Genomic DNA, 20805 nt, shown 5'->3' on the forward strand with positions numbered 1-20805 from the left:
TCCGTCTTTCCACGCCGCTACGGCGGATGTGCAGGTGCGGTATGTCTCCCAAAGACACCGAATGGGGACTCGTCACCGAACTGGTGCGGGACCACTTCTTCGTTTCCGGCGAACCCCGACCCAAGCTGATCCAGTTCGGGTTCTCACCCGAGTTCGTGAGCAGAATCCCGCTGAATTACGTGAGCAGCGATAATTCGGTCGCCCTGGTCGAGGCAGTGCGGAACAGTGGCATCGAAATGCAACTCCTGCTCCTCAGCACGCTCACGCAGATGGACACGCTCACCTCCCTCCCGGCCGGAAAAGAGGCCGAGCGCCTCCAGAGCGAGCTGGAGGAGGCCGTACGGCTGCACATTTCACCCCAGGACTTCTTCCTCAGCAGCGTGCTCGGCAACGGCGCCGAGGTCTTCATCGACCGGGTGGATTTCCGGAGGCGGATCCGCGAATTCCTCGAGAATCCCGACAAGACCGTTCTGGTGGTGGACGGAGAGCCGGACAGCGGGCGCTCCTACAGCTACAAGCTGATCCGGCACATAGGCGAGCACTGCAATTTCCGCCCGGTGCGGGTGACGTTGAACCGGACGTCGACCGCCGAGCAGGTGGTCCAGCGGCTCACCGAGTGTGTCGCGGACCCGGTCCCGGCGACGCTCTCGGACACGGCCCCCGCACCCCTCTCCCCATTGAATCCGACACAATTGAACGATCCACTACCCGAGATCGACGCGGCGGTGCACCGCGCCGTCAGCCAGGCCACCACCGCGGCCGGGCAGTACTGGCTGGTGCTGGACGACTGCGACAAGCTCGACGTCAATTCCGACGTCTGGGACTGCATCGGCAAGCTGGCCCTGACCATCCACAATCAGAGGCCGACGCCGCCGGACGTACCGCCCCGGCTGGTGCTGCTCGGGTACTCGCCGACGATGCGCCAGCTCCCGTACGAGATACGCAGGAACGAGGTCAGGGACACCGCCCGGATGTTCGGCCCGGAGGATCTGCGCGAGTTCTTCCGGCAGTTCTTCACCGAGACTTCGCCTTCGACTCCCCCGGACGTCCAGCGGATCTCCGACCTCGTGGAAACGGCCGTCCCCGCCGTTCTGCAGGCCTGTGAGGCCGGCGGCCCGGACAGCTACATGCGCAAGATCTGCTCGGCGGCAGCGGCATCGGTCCGCCTCTACGGCGCGCTCACCCCCGGCGAGGACTTCGGCGCGCACCTGAGCGAGCGTCTGATTGCGGCGACCGCCCCCGGTCCCGCAGACGTGTCGGACCTGCGCAAGGCCTACCGGGAAGCGGCTTCCCTGATGAGCCGCTTCGACCCCGCGCGGCTGAAGCTGCCCGGCGAGGAGGAGCCGTCCGCAGGGGCCGCGGTAGAGCTGCTGCCCGATTGCCGGGCCGTAGGCGCGCGCAACACCTTCACCTGGGTACTCAAGTCGGAGGTCCGCGACACGGCGCTGGGCGGCTTCGCCGGTCCGGAAGGGGCCCGCCGCGCCCTGCTGGCCAACCTGGAGCAGATCCCGCCCGGTCCGGGCCCGGAACGCACGGCGCTGGCCTACCTCGACGGCGCGCCCCCGGACCTCGCCCACCAGAAGCTGGACGAGCTGCCGCACACGCTGCAGGCGGTGTTGTGGCTCGCGCAGATCCCCGGCATCACCGGCATCCCCGAGAGCGCGGAGATCCAGCGACTGCTCGACCGGGCGCGGCTGATGCAGCCACTCGAACGCCTCGCATGCAGCTCCTTCCAGGGGCGCGCCGAGGAACTCGCCCGACTGCGCGCCTACATCGGACTGCCCACGGCGCTCCAGGACGAGTTCACCCGGGCGGTCGGCACCGGCACGAAGCGGCCGGTGCTGGTCCACGGGCTGGGCGGCGTCGGCAAGAGCACCCTGCTCGCGACGTTCCTCCGGGACAGCCTGCGCGACTTCCCCACCACGTTCCCCTTCGCGTACGTCGACTTCGCCAGGCCCACCCTCTCGGCCCACGAACCGGCCACCCTGATCGCGGAGATGGCCCGGCAGCTCAGCGTCCAGTACCCCGAGCACCGCCCCGATTTCGACGCCCTGGCGCATGCGTGCGAGGAGACCGTCGGCCTCCACCGCGCCGAAGAGGGCACGGTCGACGAGCTCTACGAGCTCGCCACCACCAGGGCCACGATGGCGCGGCTCTCCCAGTCGGGGGTGCACGCCCTGGCCTCGGCGCGCGAGGGCATGCTGGCGGCGCAGCTCGCGACACTCGTCGTCCAGGCAGTGGGAGTGCCCGCGGAGGATCAGCCACCCCTGGTTCTCGTGATCGACTCCTTCGAGGAGGCCCAGTACAGCGGCTCCCCGGAGCTCGGCCGCATGTGGGGTCTCTGGTCGGCGCTCCAGAAGGTGCACCCCCGGCTGCGGACCGTCGTCGCGGGGCGGCTGCTGAAGAAGCATCCGGCCCGAGTGGTGGAGCCCCTGACCATCGAGCTGACCGACCTCGGCCCGGAGGCCTCCGTGGCCCTCCTGGTCTCCTCCGGGGTGACCGACGAACGGCTTGCCCAGGAGCTGGCCGACCGCGTGGGCGGGAATCCCCTGAGCCTGAAGCTGGCGGCGCGGGCAGCCGAGCAGGAGGGCGACCGGGCCGAATCGCTGAACGAACTGATCGACAGCCTGCCCCGGCGGCGCCGCCACTTCTACCGCAAGGTCGACCAGATGCTCATCCAGGGGACCCTCTACGAGCGGATCCTGAGGCGCATCGGGGACCCGGACGTCCGCGCTCTGGCGCAGGCCGGAATGGCACTGCGGACCATCACCCCCGGACTGGTCCGGGAAGTCCTCGCCGGTCCGTGCGGACTGACGGTGGACTCCGACTTGGAGGCGGAGCGCCTCTTCGAGCTGTTCTCCCGGCTCGACCAGGTGGAATCCGCCGGCCCCGGGACCGTACGCCACCGGGCCGATCTGCGGGCCATCATGCTGCGGCTGGCCGACCGCGCCCGTGCGGACGTGATGCGGGCGGTCGGGCAGCGCGCCGTCGGGTACTACGCGGCACTCGAAGGCCTGGAGCCGCGGGCCGAGGAGATCTACCACCGGCTGCGGTTGAACGAGAACCCGCGCGATGTGGAGTCGCGCTGGCTGCCCGGTGTCGAGCGGTTCCTGGTCGGGGCCGACGAGGACATGGCGGGGCGGTCCGCCGCGTACCTCGCCGGGCGCTTCGGCGGCCACACCCCGGACGAGGTGATGGCGGAGGCGGACCAGGAGGACTGGGAGCGCATCGCCGCCCGCGAGGTCGAGGACCTGCTGTCGCAGGGGTACACCGAAGCGGCCGCCGCCCGGATCGAGGGGCGGCGCCCGTGGACCTCGGGCAGCCCCTTGCACCCGCTGTGGGTCGAGATCCTGGACCGGCTGGGCCGTCGTACGGAAGCCCGGGCGGCCGCCGACGCGGCCGTGGAGCGCGCCGATGCGGACGGCTTCCCCGCACTGCAGCTGGAGCTGCTGCTCGTCTCGGCCCGGCTGGCCGAGGCGGACGGCGACCTCGCCGAGGCGGACGACGACCTCGCCGAGGCAGAGGAGGTCGCCACGGGCCTGGGCAAGGACTTCGAGGCGCTGGGCGCCCTGCTGACCCGTGCGCAGCTGGCGTCCCGCACCGAGGAACACGGTCAGGAGGCCGGGAGCAGGCTCGCCGAGCGACTGCGGCGGCTGCCCGACGCGGAGCTCGTCCGGCAGCCCGCCCTGGTGCGTGCCGCGGTCGCCGAGGTCTCGCGCGACCACCCGCGGATCCTGGAGCACGCCCTCGACGTCGTGGGTCTGCCCGAGACCGAGGACGGGGTCCTGGACGTACTCGGCCAGGCGATCGCCCGGGTGGTGGCCGATCGGCCCGAGCTGCGGGCCTCGCTGCTCCGCCTTCTGGAGGACTCCGCCGGCTCGCCCGACCGTTCGGCTGCCGTCCTTCGGTCCGCGACCGGGGTCACCCACCAGGAGGTGCCGGGCATGCTGCGCGAGGCGCGCCGACTCGGCACGCTCGACCGGCTCGCCAGCGGCCTCCTGTCCCTCGACGACCGGAGCGGCGAGCTCGCCTCGGGCGTCGCGGCGGCGATGGGCGCCGGCGCCGCCGGCCCGGCGGTACGCACGGGCACGGGGCCGGTCGCCTCGGAGCCGGGCGAGGCGGACCCCTCAGCGGAGAGCCCAGCCGAAGGGAACGGCCACCTAGCGGCCTGATCGACCATGAGCGACACGTATCTCTCCCACGACGACGTCGTGCAGCTGCGGGACACGGCGGTGGAGGCAGGGCTGTCGGACCCGGCACTGCGGAGCCTGCTGTTCGCGGGGATCCTCCCCAAGTACCGCGGCTCGCTGCCGATCCTCGCGGCGCCCGGCCAACAGGTCCAGTCGGACCTCAACGAGATGAACCGGGTGGAGCGGCTGATCGACGGCACCGTTCCGCTGGCCGTCTGGCTCCGCAACGCCTCCGACCAACTGACCGACGCCGCCGCTCGCGACGTGATCCTCAAGGCACAGGACCGGGTGGCGCGCGACGCGGCCGGCGAGCCCGACGTGGCACCCGACGTCCCCACCGGGGAGACCAAGGAAGAGATCGTCTTCCGGGACGACACGGTGCCCTTCGGCTTCCTGAGCGGCGGAGCACTGGCGGGCGACTCGGTCGCCCGCATCAAGGTGCTGCCGTACCAGGGGGGCGCCCTGCTCCAGCCGTTGGCGCTGCCCCACAGCGGCACGGGCTGGCTCATCGCCCCCGACCTCCTCGTCACCAACCACCACGTGGTCAACGCCCGCAAGCGCACCGACGGCCAGCAGCAGGTGGCGGACCCGGCGGACCTCCGGCTCCAGGCCCAGGGATCACGCTCCCGGTTCGACTACCTGAGCGAGGACGACACGGACGTCGAGGAGGTGCAGGCGAGCGAACTCGTGGCCTGGGACGAGGAGCTCGACTACGCCGTGCTGCGCCTGACCGGCGCACCGCTCCGCCTGACCGACGCCCAACCCCGCCCCTTCCTCCACGTCGCCACCGAGCCGCTGGCGGTGGCCAAGGACGCGCCGGTGGCACTCAACATCATTCAGCACCCGGGTGGGGAGCCGAAGCGGATCGCGCTGCGCAACAACCTCGCCTTCGAGGCGGACGACATGGACGTGCGCTACTTCACCGACACCCGGGGCGGTTCCTCCGGCTCGCCCGTGCTGACCGACGACTGGACGGTGGTGGCCCTGCACCGCGGCACGCGGCGCGTGTCGGACGTCAGCTTCCAGGGCAAGAGCACGGCCTTCGTGAACGTCGGCACTCAACTGAGTGCCATCATGCGGCACTTGCGGGAGCACAACCCGCAGATCCACGACGAGATCGCTGCGGCCCAGTCGCACTGACGCGACGGGCACGAGCACAGGAGGTGTGAGATGCGCGGTGGATCACCGGTGGCGACCGGGCCCGAACAGGTCTTCCGAGAGGATCTGCTGGAGGTGGCCGCACGCGTACGCAAGGGGCTGAACGCCGAGATCCTCGAGTCCGCCGAGGAGCTTCCCCGGGAGGAGGAGGCGGCCGCGCAGATCGGCCGCGCCGCCCGGGAGGAGCGGGCCAGGGTGCTGGAGGCAGGGGTGCGCGGGCTGGAGAAGCTGGCGGCGGGCCGCAGGGGCGACATGGACGCGGACGAGCACTTCGGGGTGGAAGCGATCGTCCTGCTCGAAGGCCGCCCGGCGATCCTGGTCCAGGGCCAGGACTTCGCCTCGCAGCAGGGAGACTGGGCCCTGCTGGACGGGCAGCGGCCGGGCATCCGGTCGTCGATCGAGCGGGTCGGCCGGGTGGAGGTCTCCGGCCACGCGTCACTGGACTGGCTGGGCACGGGGTTCCTGGTCTCGCCGTTCGCCGTGATGACCAACCGGCATGTCGCGGCCGAGTTCAGCCGTGCGGACGGCGAGGGCGGGTTCACCTTCCGCCAGGGCATGGGTGCGCGCATCGACACCGCCGAGGAACTCGGCGCGCCCACCACCGACGGATCGTTCGAGTTCAAAGTCACCGAGGTCATCGGCATCCACCAGGACGTCGACATGGCACTGCTCCGGGTGTCCCCGGCAGCGAGTGGCGGCCGGCCGCTGCCGACGCCGCTACCGGTCGCTGCCGATGCTCCGCCGGACCTGGAAGGCCGGCCCGTGTACGTGGTCGGCTACCCGGCGTCGGACGGCCGGCGCAACGAACCGGAGGCCATGAGCCGCATCTTCATGGACATCTACAACGTGAAGCGGCTCCAGCCGGGCACGGCGACGGCGCTGGTCCCGGAGGGGCCCGGGTTCACCATGACGCACGACTGCTCCACGCTCGGCGGCAACAGCGGCTCCCCCGTCTTCGACCTGGCCGACCACCGGGTGCTCGGCCTCCACTTCGGCGGCCGGTTCAGGTCGGGCAACTTCGCCGTACCGCTCTTCCAGCTGACGGACGACCCGCTGCTGGAGCGGGCGGAAGTCAACTGGGTGTAGGGCGGCACCGCAGTTGAGCGCGCACAGGACTTGCCCCGGGCGGAGGCAATGCCCGCGGCCGCGTTCAGCTCGTGGTGATGGGTTCGCCGTCGTGCTCGCCGCCTATGCAGGTCCACAGGCCGGTGCTGGAGTCGTACTCCACCTTCCCCACCTTGTCGGCGATGCAAGCCGGTCCGGTGACGGCCGGTACGACAGCCGACGCGACGGGAACCGCGGCACCGAAAACGGCCAGCACGAGTGCGGCGCTGAATCCGAGAATGCTTCTACGCATGGGAGCTCCTCTGGGGACGAGCGACACCTACACGTCAACTCCAGCTTCGCCCTGCGCCGCCTTGGCCGCATCCTGACGCGGCGGTGTGCTCGGAGGGACGTGCTCGCGTGCTCCGGGGGCACGTTCCCCGGACTGGGAGGAGGCTGATGTTATGGCGAACACACCCGAGGTAACCGTAGGGGCGCCTGACGACCTCGGCTTGCGGAAGGTCGTGATCGACGGCCACCGCGCGGGAAAGGCCCGGTCTGCCGGGGAGCTCCGGAGAATCCTGGAGCGTGCCGGTGTTTCGGTCGGGCACCACGACATCCAATGGCTCGGCGGGGACTGCGGTGTCTGGCCGGACCGGGCCGTCCGGCGCCTGACCATCGGCCTGCTCATGGTCTTCGGCTTCCTCGCGACCGCCTGTCCGCTCTTCCACATCGGAATGTCGGACAGCGGCGATGCCTTGACCTACGGCGGACGGATCGCAGGAGTTACCGTCCTCGCTGCCGCCGTGGTGGAGCTGGCTGCCGCCGGGGCGGCGGTCGACTACTGGGGCAGGCGGCGATGGCGCTACTCGGGGGTGGCCATTCTGGGCGGAGTCGCCATCGCCCTCCTCTGCGGAATCTGCCTCCTCCTGCTGCAGATCGGCGAGCGTTTCACCGGCTACACCCTGGTCGGGATCGCCCTCTGCGTCTGGTCTTCGGTGGCCCTGGTCGGACTCGTCAGGCTGCGGGCCTGGAAGGGGCTCCGCAATCCCAAGACGATCGCGATCGGGGTCATCATCTCCACCCTTCTCGCCGGCGCCAACCTGGCGTATTCGCAGATCTATCTTCCCTATGTGAGAACCCCGCTGATACAGAGCGGGGCGGAGTTCAAGGAGTCGAGCCTGCAAAAGGGAGCGGCACAGATGTATGTGACGGTCCATCTGTACGTGAAGAACGAAGGCCAGGTTCCCGTCTACATCCTCGACAGCATGTACTGGATCGATGGCGGGCCCGCGAACAGCAAATCCGACGCCAAGACCGCTGCCTTCGAATTGATCTACCATGGCGCCTTCGTCACGCCGGTGGGCAGCGTACTGAATCCAGGGGAGGAGATCGCACAGGACGTGGTCGTCGAGGTCAAGGATCCGGAGCAGCGCAAGTTCGAAGCCATCAGGGCCCAGACCGAAGTGTACGTGATCAGGAAAGACAGAATGAAAATGCCCGCTGCTTACGAACGTTCCGGCACCTGTTGCAAGAAGCTCGACGAGGATCACAAGAAGGAGAAAGGATATCCTCCCGGTACGGATTACAGGTATCGATCCGACATCGAGAACAGCAGTGAAATCCTGAACGTGACCCGGGGTCGACAGCAGATAACGGTGTTCAGAGTGGACCGTGGTGAGCGGCCGCACGTTGTTGTGGAGGTGTCGCCGCCGGGTGAACAGATAGAGTTCGATCCCGTAAACCCCTTGGCGAACGAAGAGGCCAAAAGCCGGTACGGCCTCTCGCCGGTGCGTGGCTCCACGGTGGAGATGCCCTACATGGAGCTCCTGGAGAAAGCCCGCTCAAGCGGGTAGGGCCCACCCTCGCGTTGATGAATACTCAACCGTTGGTCTTCTTATACAAGAGGTGTCCTATGAGCAGGACCTCGCGACTCAACTGCATCATCCCCCCGTACCTTCTCAAGAAGCTCCTGGAGAGCGAAGACGCCGAGGTGCGCCAGGCCGCCTTGGACACCATGCTGACCACAGCTCGCCTGCGGGGTGAGCGAGCGGTCCGGTCGTCCTTCGCCGGCGCGGCGGCCCCCGGTCACGGCCGGCGCACCGTCTTCGACGTCGAGGAGGGAAGCTTCCTCCCGGCCGCTGTCCTGGCCAGGCCGGAGGACGGACCGGAGTCCGTGGACGAGCCCGTCAACCGGGCGTTCGACGGACTCGGCCTGACGCGCGACTTCTACAACGAGGTGTTCCAGCGCGATTCGATCGACGGCCGGGGGATGCGCCTGGACGGGTACGTTCACTACGGCGTGAAGTTCAACAACGCGTTCTGGGACGGACGGCAGATGGTCTTCGGCGACGGGGACGGAAAGGTGCTCGGCAACCTCACCGGATCCCTCGATGTGATCGCCCACGAGTTGACGCACGGAGTCACCGAGCACACCGCTGGACTCGAGTACCACAATCAGTCCGGAGCCCTGAACGAGTCGATTTCGGACGTCTTCGGGTCGCTGGTCAAGCAGTGGTCGCTGAAGCAGTCGGCCGAAGAGGCCGACTGGCTGATCGGCGCCGACGTGTGGACCCCCGGAATCGATGCCGACGCCCTGCGATCGATGAAGGCCCCGGGGCACGCCTACAACAACCCGCTGTTCGGAAAGGACCCCCAGCCCGACCGCATGGGCAAGTTCATCCACCTGCCCGACACGGATGAAGGGGACAGCGGCGGGGTGCACCTCAACTCCGGCATTCCGAACAAGGCGTTCTACCTGACGGCCGTGGGCATCGGCGGATTCGCGTGGGAGGCTGCCGGGTCCATCTGGTTCGAATCACTCAAAGCCTCCGGCGCCACGGCCCAGTTCCAGGATTTCGCCCACACCACCCTTCAGAAGGCCGGGGAACTGTTCGGCGTCGGCAGCGCCGAACAGTCCGCCGTGCTGGCGGCCTGGCAGGAGGTAGAAGTCCCCGTCAATGGCGTCCGGACCAGGGTCGCCCGAGCACGGAGCCTTGCGGCCAACGAGAACGGTGGCGTGGGCCGGCAGGACGGCCTGGCAGCCCTGACCAGGCAGATCGGTGAACTGAGCGCCAAGATGACGGCGCTGACCAAGGACGTGAAGGCACTGAAGGCAACCAGGTGACCAGGTGACCAGGTGACCACCAGGACTTAACGCCGGCCGCTCCTGGCTACGGGTAATTCACCAGGTTGGCCACGTTGGTGGACGCGTTGGAGGGTCCGCCCCGGTCGTTGATGACGTGCCGGATGGTCCCGGTGCCGCCGAGCGAGACGGTCACCATGTTCTGGAAGCGCACGTTCGGGTTGTTGGGGGCCTCGATGGCATGCTCGGCGGTCACGCTCGGATCGACGTTGAAGTAGCAGTAGCTGCCGAGCCCGTAGGCCTGGTGGCTGGTGACCGAGTTCGCGACCTTGTACGCCGAGTAGCCCTGGGTGGAGCCGTTCATCCAGGCGGCCTGGTTCGGCGGGTCGTACGGCATCTCGTTCTGGTAGAAGTACGTCCGCCCGCCGTTGCCGTTCCAGATGGTCTGGTGCTTCTGGTAGTGCTCGACGAACAGGCCGTACATGGTGACCCCGTCGCCGTTGACGACGAGTCCGGTGTCGGCCGTATTGGTGTTCCAGCCGATGCCGCTGCCGTGGTCGCCGCGCCAGATCCACATGTGGTCGCCGATGACTTGGTCGCTGTTGACGACCAGGCTCGTCGTCGCCTTGCCGACGGCGGCGCCACCGACCCGGAAGTAGACGTCGTGCAGGGAGGTGGGGTTCGCCGCGTGGTTCGCGGCAGCGCCGGCCGGGCCGATCTCCATCAGGGTCTGCGAGTTGGTGGTTCCGGCGTCGAAGAGGACACCCGCGACCTTCACGCCGTCGACATCGGCGACCGTCATGGCCGTGACACCGTTGTCAGGAATGAAAGTGGCGAGGCCGAGACCGAGGACGACGGTGTCGGGGCGGGTCACCTTCAGGGTCTGGTTGAGGTGGTAGACACCGGGGGTGACCAGCAGGTTCTTGCCCTCGGCCAGCGCGGCATTGATCTGTGCGGCCGTTGCTCCGGCCTTGACGACGTAGAACTGGTCCATGCCGAGCGAGCCGCCCGCTGCATTCCCGTTGGCCCAGCTGGTGGCCGTGGAGTCGGTTCGCAGGGACGGTACGAACACCTTGTACGCGCCCGCGCCGTCCACGTACAGGAAGGGCTTCTCCCGGACCGTCGGCGTCTGGTTCACCGTGGTGTAGGGCGGATTGGGGAAGGTGTTGCCCGGCACGCCCTGGCTGCCGACGAACACCATGTTCCAGTTGGAACCCGTCCAGCTGCCCAGCTGGGAGTTGCGGGTCAGCCACTGCTGCTGGGTGCCGGACCGGACCTGACCGTCGATCTTGCTGTCGGCCATGAATCCGCCGCTGGCCCAGCCGCCGTCGCTCAGCTCGAGGTTGCCGCGGACGTGCATGCGCCGGTACCCGGATGCCTGCGAGACCGCCCACCGGTCGGTGCCTCCGGTCGGGTTCACCGAGAGGTTCTCTGCGCCGCGCCAGAAGTTCTGGGTGGCGTTCTGCGGCGGGAACCAGTCCGCCTCCACGTGCACGGCGCCGTTGATCGTCACCGAGTCGGGCGACTGGCCGAGGCCGAGGACCTGGGTGTAGAAGCCGACGTTGACGTCGTTGCTGTACGTACCCGGCTTGAACATCACGGCGTAGCGCTGGGAGCCGAACTGGTTGGTCTCCTGCTGCTGGAAGATGGAGTTCAGCCGGCTCTGGATGGTGGACGAAGGCATCGACGGGTCGAAGACGACCACGTTCGGGCCGAGGTCGACATCCCCGGGCGCGGTGTTCACGGGCGCCACCTGGAAGCGCTGGGCTGCCGTCCCGTTGCAGGTGTACTGCACCAGCTGGACGCTGTCGGCCGTCGAGGCGGCCGGGACGTCCAGGCATTTGCCGCTGTGGCGGCTGACGAAGTGGTACGCGCCGCCGCCCTCGTCGACGGCCTGCCACTGCTGGTTGTTGCCGCCGCCGTACGCCCAGAGGTGCACGGCGGCATTGTCGGCCGAGGAGGTGTCGCTCACGTCGACGACCTGGTTGCTCGCGTTGCGGTTGCCGATCCGCACGAAGCCGTCGCTGGTCGGCGTGAAGCTCCACTGCTGCGCGGTGCTGTTGTTGCAGGAGTACTGCTGCACCGCCGTGCCGTTCGTGGTCGCGGCCGACCGCGCGTCCAGGCATTTGCCGCTGCCGGCATTGACGACTGTGGACCAGCCCGTGGGCAGTTCGGCGGCCGCCTTCGCGACGGCGTTCGGGGTGGCGGCCTGGCTGGGATGAAGGGCGGTGAGGACCGAAGCGGCCGAGGCAGCGACCACCAGGGTCGCGACCCAGGGCCGTCTGACGCGGGCCCGGCTTGGGGCATGGCGAACCGCTCGGGGCGTGCGCGGGGAGCTGAGCACGTTTTCTCCTGTGCCGGCTGTACGGCATGAGTGGGGGGTGGGGGTGGGCGGTGACGGGAGGGGTCAGCCGTTGTACTGGGCGAAGACGCGGGTGAAGTCCCAAGGCTGCTGGGAAACGCCCGAGCAGGTGTCGGCTCCGCCGCCGGTGCAGGGCCGGTCACGATTGACCGACCAGAAGGTCAGCCGCGCGAGGTGACGCTGTTGGGCGTAGCCGAGAATGGTGCGGAAGTCGTCGACGGTCACCGTCTCGCCGTTGTCGGTGACGCCGTTCATCGAGGAGATCCCGGTGTGGCGGTAGGCAAGGTCGTCCGAGTACCCGTAGGCGTTCTTGACCGCGTTCTTGAGGCCCTCGGCCGCACGGATGGTGAGCCCGCCCATGTTCTGGCCGGCTCCGCCGAAGTCGAACGGCATGATCGTCCAGCTGTCCACGGTCAGCCCGGACGCGGCGGCCTTGCTGATCAGGCTGCTGTCGGGGCCGTTCTGTCCCGTGCCGAAGGTGACGTACACCTTGATGCCGGGGTTGTTGACCTTGACGGTCTTCAGCGCGTCGACCGTGCGCTGCTGGACGGTCGGGCTGTCGTACGCCGCCGCTTCGATGTCGATGTCGATGGCCTTCAGCCCGTACGCGTTGATGACCTTCTGGTACGCCGCGGCAAGCTCGCCCGCGCTGCCGCAGGAGCTTTCCAGCTTGTTGCCGCTCCAGCCGCCGAAGGAAGGGATGACGTCGCCGCCGTTCGTCCGCACGGTGTTGACCGTCTGCTGGTCGACGCCTCCGGTCAGCGGCCGGCTGCCGTCCCACTGCGGATTGCAGTAGCCGTTGCTGAGGACGAACGCGAGCGTGAACCACTTGACGCCGGTCGCGTTCGTCACGGTGGTGGGGCTCGGCGGGCTCCCCCAGCCGTTGTAGAGGTACGGCGCCACGGCCATGGCCCCCGGTCCGGGTACCGGGGTACCGCCCCCGTCCGGCGCCGTCCACTTCTGGTTGGCGGCTCCGGTGCAGCTCCAGATCTGCAGCCGGGTGCCGTTGGCCGAACTGTTGCCCGTCGCGTCCAGGCACTTGTCCGCCTGCGGGTTGACGATGTCGCGGGCCGCCGGGGTCGACCACTGCTGGGCGGCGCTGCCGTTGCAGTCCCACAGCTGGATCCGGGTGCCGTCGGCGGTTCCGCCCGATGTCACGTCCAGGCATTTGCCGAGCGCGCGTATCGTGCCGTCGCTGCCGACACTCCACTGCTGCGCAGCGGTCCCGTTGCAGTCGTAGAGCTGCACGGCCGTCCCGTTCGCGGTGTTGGCCCCGGCCACGTCCACGCACTTGCCGCCGAGGCCGGTGATGGTGCCGGTGGCGGCCGCGGCGCCGCTCGCGGGGCTGCCGGTCAGGCCGGCGACGAGGACCGCGGTGGCCGCTGCGCCGAGTACGCCGCGCACCGCGGGCACGCGCAGGAGTCGTACGGTCATCGGTTCACCGTCCATTTCTGGTTGGCGGCTCCGGTGCAGGTCCAGATCTGCAACCGGGTGCCGTTGGCCGGGGTGTTGCCCGTGACGTCCAGGCACTTGTTGGCCTGCGGATTGACGATGTCGCGCGCCGCGCTCACCGACCACTGCTGTGCACCCGAGCCATTGCAGTCCCACAGCTGCGTCCGGGTGCCGTCGGCGGTGCCGCCCGACGCCACGTCCAGACACTTGCCCAGCGCCCGTACCGTGCCGTCGGAGCCCACGGACCAGCTCTGGGCCGCCGTCCCGTTGCAGTCGTAGAGCTGCACGGCCGTCCCGTTCGCGGTGTTGGCCCCCGCCACGTCCACGCACTTGCCGCCCAGGCCGGTGATGGTGCCGGCGCCGGCCGGTGGGGTGGGGTCGGTGGTGACCCGTACGTAGTCGACCAGGAGCTGCTGGGGGAAGGCCGTGCTGCCGTCGGGGTCGCCGGGCCAATAGCCGCCGACCGCGAGGTTGAGGATCAGGAAGAAGGGCTTGTCGAAGACCCACTGCCGGCCGCCGAGGTCGGCGGGGGTGCGGCGCTGGTACACGGCGCCGTCGACGGACCAGGTGATCGCGTTCGGGCTCCAGTCGACGGAGAAGGTGTGGAAGGCGTCGGCGAACGCCTGGCCGCCGGGCAGGTTGTACCCGGCGCCGATGCCGCCGGAGCCGGAGTACCCGGGACCGTGGAGGGTGCCGTGGACGGTGGACGGTTCGAAGCCCACGTTCTCCATGACGTCGATCTCGCCGGAGCTGGGCCAGCCGACCTGGCCGATGTCATTTCCGAGCATCCAGAACGCGGGCCACATGCCCTGCCCGCGCGGAATCTTCATCCGGGCCTCGACGCGTCCGTACGTCGTGGTGAAGCGACCGGACGTGTTCAGCCGGGCGGAGGTGTACTCGCACCTTCCGTACCAGCACTGGTAGTTGCCGGGGTTCTCACGGCGAGCGGTGATGACCAGATGACCCTGACCGTCGAGGGCGGCGTTGCGGTTGCCCGCTGTGTAGTACTGCCGCTCGTGGTTGTTGACGTTGTCGCCGGTCTCGATCTGCCACTTCCCGCCGTCCACTGCGGAGCCCGCCGGTCCGTCGAACTCGTCGGAGAAGGTGACGGCGGCTGCTGCTGCGGCCGCCGTCGCGGGTGGCTGCGCCGTGGGCGCGGGCGAACCCTGTGCAAGTCCGGTGGACAGGGACGCAAGGGTGAGGACCGAGACGAGAGACAGCAGCAGGCGTCGGGATAAGCGTGGGGGGTGCATGACTCTCCCTTCCAGGGAGCATGGCGGATATGTCGTCCTGTGGCATGCATATGACAATCATCGGCATGGGAGCGCTCGCGAACCGGAATGGTTGCTGCGCCGACAGGGACGCGGGTGAGAAGCCGGACCTGGGGAGCCCTTTCATCACAATGTGATTTAAGTAGTGAACGAAAACCCTGTCAAGAGCTTGGTATGGACCACATTCCTGAACGCAGTCGCATCATCGGCACGGTGACTGGTGCAGCCCGCAGTCAAGGCCTCCACCTCCCGCAACCGGCGCCTTCCGCTCAACCACGGTCCATGGTGTCCCCGTCGCCGGTCGGGTCCGCGCGAACGATGACGACCGGGCAGGAGGCATGCGCAGCGCATTGCTGGCCGACCGGGCCCAGCAGCAGACTGGCGAACCCTCCGCGCCGCCGAGGACCAGGTGCTGTTCCATCGGCAGCTCGTAGGCCGCCGCCGCATCCACCGTCGCCGCGACGAGACGAGACGTGCGTACCGTGTGGCTCTCCTCCTTCAACGCCGGCTCTCGGCGAACTCCCTCACGAGAGCCGCACAGAACGCACCCAGATCAGCCGGATTGCGGCTCGTGACGAGAGTGGTCGCATATCCACACTCTCCTCGGACATGCGTGACGGCGCGGCCCGTTCAGACGTCGCTTCGCGCAGGGACGGCCCCGCGCGGGTCGCCAGCGTGCCGACGACGGGCGTCGAGGAGGAGTTCCTGCTCGTCGACCGCTGCAGCAGGACCCCCGTGGGCCGCGCACCACGCGTCATAGAGGCCGCCACGCGCACGCTCGGCCCGCTGATGCAACCGGAGTTCTTCACCGCCCAGGTGGAGGTCTGCACCAGCCCCACGACGAGCCCCGCCGCACTCAGATCCCAGCCGGCCCGGTTGCGCGCCGAGGTGATCCGCGCCGCGACCGCCCAGGAATGCCTGCTGCTCCGGCCGGAACCCCGGTCGTACCGCCGGGCATCCCCTGACGGTCACCCGCGACGAGCGCTACCGCAGGATGGAGTCGCGCTTCGCCTCGATCCTCGGCGACTACGACCAGGCGGTCTGCGGATGCCACATCCACATCGGAGTCGACTGCCGGGCACGGGCCCTGGACCTCGCCAACCGGATGCGCCCGTGGCTGCCCACACTCCAAGCCCTCGCCGCCAACTCCCCCTTCAACCGGGGCAGGGACTCCGGCTACGCCAGCTGGCGCGCCGTCGAACACGCCCGCTGGCCCACCGTGGGGCCCGCCCCGGTCCTCGACGAAGCCGCGTACGAACGCTGCGCCGACGCGCTCGTGCGCAGCGGCACAGCGCTGGACCGGCGGATGATCTACTGGTACGCCCGCCCCTCCGAGTACGTACCGACGCTGGAGATCCGCGTCGCCGACGTGAACGCCCGCCTGGACACCGTCGTACTCCTGGCCGTCCTGGTACGCGGACTCGTCGCCACCCTGCGCACTGAGTCCGCCGACACCGGCCCGGCCCCGGACACGCATCCGGCCCGGCTCCGCGAAGCGGCCAGCGCCCCCGGCCCATCCCGGGCCGGCCGTACCCGGCGCTGATTGAGGCGTGCGTGACCGGGCAAGCGCCAGGTGCACGCGATCCCGCAGACACGGGCCCCGCGGTGACCCACGGGGAAGGAACTCCGAGGTGAGGCCAATGAATCGGACCACCGAACCCCGGCCCGAGGGTCCCGGGCCCACACCCGAAAGCCCGGATCCGATACCCCGTGATCCCGAACCGGCGAGTCCCGCCCCCGAGCCCGTCGCCCCCCGTCCGGCTCCCGAGCAGCCCTCGCCCAGCGAACAGCCCGCGATACCCGAACCCCCCGACTGAAGGGGGCTAACCCTGCGCGCATGACGGCCCCGACCGAGGGGACCCGTCAGGTATCGCCTCGACGATCCATACCGAACCCGTGCAAGATCGGCCAATGACCAGCCGCGGCTCAGGCCGCCCGAGGTGAGCGGGTGCCGGGGCTGGTGAGCGCCTCGCGGAGTTCGTCGCGTGCCATGTTCGAGCGTCCCGGGATCCCGGCCGCGGCAGCCTTCTCATAGAGCTCCGCCTTGGTCAGGCCCTCCAGCTGCTCCGCCTCGGGCAGTCCGCCGGTGCGCTTCTTCACGTGCTTTGCCTGCTTTGCGTGCTTCGCGGGGGTGCCCCTGGAACCCTTGGAGCCCTTGGCCCGCTCGACGCTGGCGCGCAGCGCCTCCGCGAGGTCGACGACGTTCGTGGACTCGGCTGCGGGCTCCGCCTTCTCCACGGCCCCGCCGGCCTTCTTCGCTGACCAGACCGAAGCTCAGCACACCCGCCCACACGGGTCGGGCCATGATCACCACCGGCGTTCTTCGACGCTCATCGATGCTCGTCCCTGCTCGTCCCTGCCCTTCCGCGTTCGCCGCGCTCATGCCGACCAGGCGATGCGCAGCCACTCGTGGTGCGCGGCCGATGTCGTCCACCGCACTCGGCGGGAACCTTCAGGCACCGTGGTCTTCGCGCGCGGCTCCGGTGTCCGCCCCCTGCGGGGCGCGGTGCGCTGGATGCTGGAACAGCCGGTTCATTTGGCCGCGTACGGCTCCGAAGTCGTCCCAGCAGCTCCGCCCCGCCTCTTGGGAGCCGATCGTCCGCTTCGGCCTCTCGTGCGTCCGCTTCTCTTTCACCGTTCTCTCCTGTCTCTCCTGTCTCTCCCGTCAGACCGGCTCGGGGTGTGCCTGCCTGCACAGGGTCCACATCGGCCCCGTGCCGGCGTACGTCTCTCCGTTCATGCACGGCGGCTACCCGGCGACGCCGAACGCATACACGGCCGCACCAGACCGTGGACCAGCCGGTCACCATGCTGGGCCACCTGTCCGACCGTGGTCCGGGGCCACGGTGGCGGGTGCGGTCCGGTGCTGATTGGCTTGGAGTACGGCACTCACCGAACCGAGGATCAGCCATGGTCGACAAGAACCAGCAGAGCCAGCGAACGCGGCAGATGCGCGACAAGGCCCAGGAACTGGAGCAGGCGGCGCAGCGCGCGGCGGATCCGGCAGAGCGCCAGCGGCTCATCGAGAAGGCCCTTCACATCCGGAAGAAGAGCGAACAGACGAACGGCCCCGGCAGCGGAACCATGGACCCCATGTAGCTCCCTCCCGGGAACGGCGGCGCGGGGACGTGGCTTGCCCGGCCGCCACAAAGAGGCTCCAGGCGTACGGGGCGTGGAGGCGGCGCCGACCGCTCCGGCGCTCCCGGAGTCTCGGGGCAACGGGCGGTCCGGGGCGCCGTCGAGGCCACCGGGGGCGCATGCGGCCGCCGAGACCCGAGACCCTCAGTGACGGATGGCTCCTGGTCGCCGAACCCCACCGTCGACCCCAGCTGCGAGTCGGCGCCGTGCAGGTGGGGCGGGGACGGCCGGGGGTCGGCGCGACGGCGGGGGTCCAGTAGACCGGGCTCCTCATTCAGGTCTGGCGAAACCGGAATCCCAAATCGTATGATTAGGGACATGGAGTCTACGGAGCCGCGCACGAACTGGACGTTCGTCACCCACCACGCCCGGATCCTCGCGATGATCTCCCGCGATCCGGAGATGCGGCTGCGCGACATGGCCGCCGCCTGCGGGCTCACGGAACGCGCCGCCCAGGCCATCGTCACCGACCTGGAGAACGCGGGATACCTCACCCGCACCCGGCGCGGCCGACGCAACCACTACCGGGTCACCCCCAACACCCTGTTCCGCCACCCGGCCGAAGGACACCACGAGATCACCGACCTGCTGAACATGCTGGCTGAACTCGAGCCGCACCCACACACGTAAGACGGCCTTGAAGGGAGAGAGGCCATGCCCGCCTACCTCCACGGCGCGAGCTCCACTCCTGCCGACCCCGGCACCACCGTGTCCGAGCCGTCCGCAGTCTCCGTCGTCTTCGAACCGAACCCCTTGCGCGTGCTGGCCCGGGTGTCCGGAGAGATCGACATGGAGTACGCGAGCGCCCTGCGCGAGGATCTCGCTCCGGCCCTGACATCCAGTCGTCACGGTCTCGATCTCGACCTGTCGGGCGTGACCTTCTGCGACAGTTCCGGGCTGCATCTCCTGCTGGACTTGGACAGGATGGCCTCCGACACCGGCAAGAACCTCGTCCTGACCGCTCTCAGCCACTGCATCGCCCGTCTGCTCGAGATCACGGGCACGCGCAGCGTCTTCACCATCCGCGACGGGAAGGACCCCGCCGGGTCGAGGGAGACGACCGGCATCAGCGATTGAGGACGCCCTCGTGTTCCATCCCTCCCCTCCAAGGGACGCGACCCGCCTGGAGCGTGCCCTCCCCGATTGCGGCTCCCGCATGGGGAACGGCGGGCGGGGCAGGAACCCTGGGGAACGGAAAGCGGAGGTGGCCCTCATGGCGCGTTCGAGTCGGCTCCACCACCTCGGTGGCACCACGCCGGACGGCCCACGTGATCGAACGTCGCACCCGACGCGTGCGAGCACGAGAGCGTCGGCGCGTTCACACCCACAGGGGGTGAGTCCGTTCCCTGCGGACCGGCGAGGCAGGAGGGCAGGAGGGCAGAGCCCGCGGTAGGTGACCTCGGCCTCGGACACGGCGAAGCCGAACCGCTCCTGGGCCGGCACGGCTGCCAGGGTGTCGCCCGCCGGGTAGACCTCTCGGATGAGCCCGCAGCGGGAACACACCAAGTGCTGCTGCGGGGTGCGCGCGTTGGGCTCGTACCGCTTCGAGCGGCCGTGGGCGGACAACTCCACCACCTCGCCGAAGCAGTTGTCCGACGTCGACCATGCGGGTTTCGCCGAGTCGATCAGGATGCGCGGAGACAGCGACCGGGCCGCACGACCCTGATCCCCGTCAGGGGCCGCGACGCCCTGGACACGGGCGCCGCCGACGAGACGATGCGCCGCGCCGCGCCGTACGCAACACCGGGCGGCCGGGTCTGGTCTCGGAAGCGATCTCGGCCGTCGGCATCGCCCCGTGCGACCTCAAGGCACGGCTGCTGAGACTTCCCCTGTCACGGCTGCTCGGCGGAGCGGTCCGCGAGGTGCCGGTCTACGGATCGGGTGGATTCACGACCTACGACGCCGGAATGCCCGAACGCCGACTACGCGGCTGGACCCAGGAGCAGGGCATCCCCCGAAACCTGGCCGGCTGCGTGCCGCGGCCGTCGCGGAGGGCTTCGGGCTCCAGCTGTCGGCGCACTGCGCCCCGCACACCCACGCCCACGCCCACGCGGCCGCCGCCGTACCCGACTGGCGGCACCATTCGCCGGGCCGGGCCGGCGCCCCTGGGTACGGACTCGTTCTGGCGGCTCGGACGGCCTCCTAACGGACGAGTCAATTCCGTTAGCGCTGGACACGTCCGGGTACACGCCCATCGGAGCCATCGATACGGAAGGGGTGAGGATCATGCTCATCCTGGGACTTCTCCTTCTGGCGGCGACCGGAACCTTCACAGGCCTGCTCATCGCCGACAACATCTCCGGCGGCCCGGACTACACCGTCACGGTGCTCGGCAATGAGATCGCCACCATGAACATCGTGGCGATCTTCATTTCCGGGATCCTGCTGGGCCTGGTCTTCTGCCTGAGCCTGGCCTTGACCGCGAGCGGCGCGGCCCGGATGCACCGCCGGACCCACCAACTGCGCAATGCCCGCGCCGAGGCGCGCCGAGCCACCGCGGACCGGGACGCACTCCAGGACCGCATGGACGAAACCCCCCTGCCCACGGCCGAGAACACCGCACGGAGGACGGCCCGCCACTCCCACCGCACACCGCGACTGTTCGAACCCTGACGGCACGCTCGTGACGGCGTAGCGCCTTCCGCGCCGACGCTCCCGAGCTGATGCCGCAGAACGAGGACGTACGCCGGCTGGCAGGGCGGTTCCGCACCTTCGCCGAGCTGCTGGTGAACGACGTACCCCGCGGCTGGAAGCCGCCTGCGCTCCTTCGAACGCGGCCACCACGACGGAACACGGGCCGGCGGGTCGTGCCACCTGGCCGAAGCCCTGGCCCGCGGCCCTGGGCGCCGACGCAGCCGTCTCGGCCTGGTTTCCCTGCTGTCACCCGGACACCGACAGGCGGACACCGGTGTGGATGGTCTTTCCGCCCGGCCGGTGTCGGATGTACACGTCGGTGCCGAGCCGGCGGACCAGGCCCCAGCCCCATCCACCGCCGCCTTCGAGATCGGGCGTCCTGAGCAGCGGCTCCGCCTCGCTGCGCGAACAGGACATGACACGCGAGCGCGGCGACGACGAGATGCGCGACGAAGAGCTCTGACCACACAG

16 protein-coding genes and 2 pseudogenes are annotated in these 20805 nt (G+C 69.4%); 11 read left to right on the forward strand and 7 right to left on the reverse strand.

All coding sequences use genetic code 11. The annotated features are described in order from the left end of the window. Positions 1-41: 41 nt before the first annotated feature. Genes OHU74_RS02545 through OHU74_RS02555 form a run of 3 tightly spaced genes read left to right on the forward strand, consistent with a single transcriptional unit; the run spans position 42 to position 6434 of the window. Entirely contained in the window at positions 42-4172 is a 4131-nt protein-coding gene (locus OHU74_RS02545) for an AAA family ATPase (protein ID WP_371614349.1), read from the forward strand. A gap of 6 nt (positions 4173-4178) precedes the next feature. Next, positions 4179-5330, forward strand: coding sequence for a trypsin-like peptidase domain-containing protein (locus OHU74_RS02550; RefSeq protein ID WP_371614350.1), 1152 nt, complete (start codon positions 4179-4181; stop codon positions 5328-5330). Positions 5331-5360: 30 nt separating this feature from the next. Further along, on the forward strand, positions 5361-6434 hold the full coding sequence (locus tag OHU74_RS02555) for a serine protease (protein ID WP_371614351.1): 1074 nt from the start codon (positions 5361-5363) through the stop codon (positions 6432-6434). A 64-nt stretch (positions 6435-6498) separates the two neighbouring features. On the opposite strand, the gene OHU74_RS02560 is transcribed toward OHU74_RS02555, so the two are convergent. After that, the gene (locus OHU74_RS02560; protein ID WP_371614352.1) at positions 6499-6705 is read right to left on the reverse strand and encodes a hypothetical protein; all 207 of its coding nucleotides are present in this window, start codon (positions 6703-6705) and stop codon (positions 6499-6501) included. A 151-nt stretch (positions 6706-6856) separates the two neighbouring features. Here OHU74_RS02560 and OHU74_RS02565 point away from each other — a divergent pair, with 151 nt between their 5' ends. After that, positions 6857-8248: a hypothetical protein gene (locus OHU74_RS02565; protein ID WP_371614353.1), complete on the forward strand. Its 1392-nt coding sequence runs from the start codon at positions 6857-6859 to the stop codon at positions 8246-8248. A 59-nt stretch (positions 8249-8307) separates the two neighbouring features. After that, positions 8308-9519, forward strand: a complete 1212-nt coding sequence (locus OHU74_RS02570; RefSeq protein WP_371614354.1) for a M4 family metallopeptidase — start codon at positions 8308-8310, stop codon at positions 9517-9519. Between the two features lie 46 nt (positions 9520-9565). Here OHU74_RS02570 and OHU74_RS02575 read toward each other — a convergent pair whose 3' ends face one another. The 4 genes and pseudogenes from OHU74_RS02575 to OHU74_RS02590 all read right to left on the reverse strand — a co-directional run. Beyond that, positions 9566-11737 carry an RICIN domain-containing protein gene (locus OHU74_RS02575; RefSeq protein ID WP_371614355.1) on the reverse strand — a complete coding sequence of 724 codons (2172 nt, stop codon included), beginning with the start codon at positions 11735-11737 and terminating at the stop codon, positions 9566-9568. A 147-nt stretch (positions 11738-11884) separates the two neighbouring features. Then, positions 11885-13273 carry a ricin-type beta-trefoil lectin domain protein gene (locus OHU74_RS02580; protein ID WP_371614356.1) on the reverse strand — a complete coding sequence of 463 codons (1389 nt, stop codon included), beginning with the start codon at positions 13271-13273 and terminating at the stop codon, positions 11885-11887. Further along, the gene (locus tag OHU74_RS02585; RefSeq protein ID WP_371614357.1) at positions 13270-14544 is read right to left on the reverse strand and encodes a ricin-type beta-trefoil lectin domain protein; all 1275 of its coding nucleotides are present in this window, start codon (positions 14542-14544) and stop codon (positions 13270-13272) included. Before OHU74_RS02585 ends, OHU74_RS02580 begins: the two co-directional genes overlap by 4 nt. 287 nt (positions 14545-14831) lie before the next feature. After that, a pseudogene (locus OHU74_RS02590) lies at positions 14832-14957 on the reverse strand (universal stress protein); the annotation flags it as partial. Positions 14958-15496: 539 nt separating this feature from the next. Here OHU74_RS02590 and OHU74_RS02595 point away from each other — a divergent pair. Beyond that, positions 15497-16105, forward strand: a pseudogene (locus tag OHU74_RS02595) (glutamate-cysteine ligase family protein); the annotation flags it as partial. A 383-nt stretch (positions 16106-16488) separates the two neighbouring features. Here the strand turns inward: OHU74_RS02595 and OHU74_RS02600 are convergent. Then, on the reverse strand, positions 16489-16800 hold the full coding sequence (locus tag OHU74_RS02600) for a hypothetical protein (protein ID WP_371614358.1): 312 nt from the start codon (positions 16798-16800) through the stop codon (positions 16489-16491). Between the two features lie 672 nt (positions 16801-17472). On the opposite strand from OHU74_RS02600, the gene OHU74_RS02605 reads away from it, so the two are divergent. The 5 genes from OHU74_RS02605 to OHU74_RS02625 all read left to right on the forward strand — a co-directional run bounded on the left by OHU74_RS02605 (position 17473) and on the right by OHU74_RS02625 (position 20313). Beyond that, a complete protein-coding gene (locus tag OHU74_RS02605; protein WP_371614359.1) occupies positions 17473-17661 on the forward strand; it encodes a DUF6381 family protein in 189 nt (62 codons plus the stop codon). 357 nt (positions 17662-18018) lie between these two features. Beyond that, positions 18019-18330 carry a helix-turn-helix transcriptional regulator gene (locus tag OHU74_RS02610; RefSeq protein ID WP_371614360.1) on the forward strand — a complete coding sequence of 104 codons (312 nt, stop codon included), beginning with the start codon at positions 18019-18021 and terminating at the stop codon, positions 18328-18330. 24 nt (positions 18331-18354) lie between these two features. Next, a complete protein-coding gene (locus OHU74_RS02615; protein ID WP_371614361.1) occupies positions 18355-18777 on the forward strand; it encodes an STAS domain-containing protein in 423 nt (140 codons plus the stop codon). A gap of 403 nt (positions 18778-19180) precedes the next feature. After that, entirely contained in the window at positions 19181-19366 is a 186-nt protein-coding gene (locus tag OHU74_RS02620; RefSeq protein WP_371614362.1) for a hypothetical protein, read from the forward strand. A gap of 560 nt (positions 19367-19926) precedes the next feature. Then, entirely contained in the window at positions 19927-20313 is a 387-nt protein-coding gene (locus tag OHU74_RS02625; protein ID WP_371614363.1) for a hypothetical protein, read from the forward strand. Positions 20314-20580: 267 nt separating this feature from the next. On the opposite strand, the gene OHU74_RS02630 is transcribed toward OHU74_RS02625, so the two are convergent. Further along, positions 20581-20751, reverse strand: a complete 171-nt coding sequence (locus OHU74_RS02630) for a hypothetical protein (protein WP_371614364.1) — start codon at positions 20749-20751, stop codon at positions 20581-20583. Positions 20752-20805 lie beyond the last annotated feature (54 nt).

The sequence above is a fragment of the Streptomyces sp. NBC_00454 genome, from assembly GCF_041434015.1.
Lineage (GTDB): Bacteria > Actinomycetota > Actinomycetes > Streptomycetales > Streptomycetaceae > Streptomyces.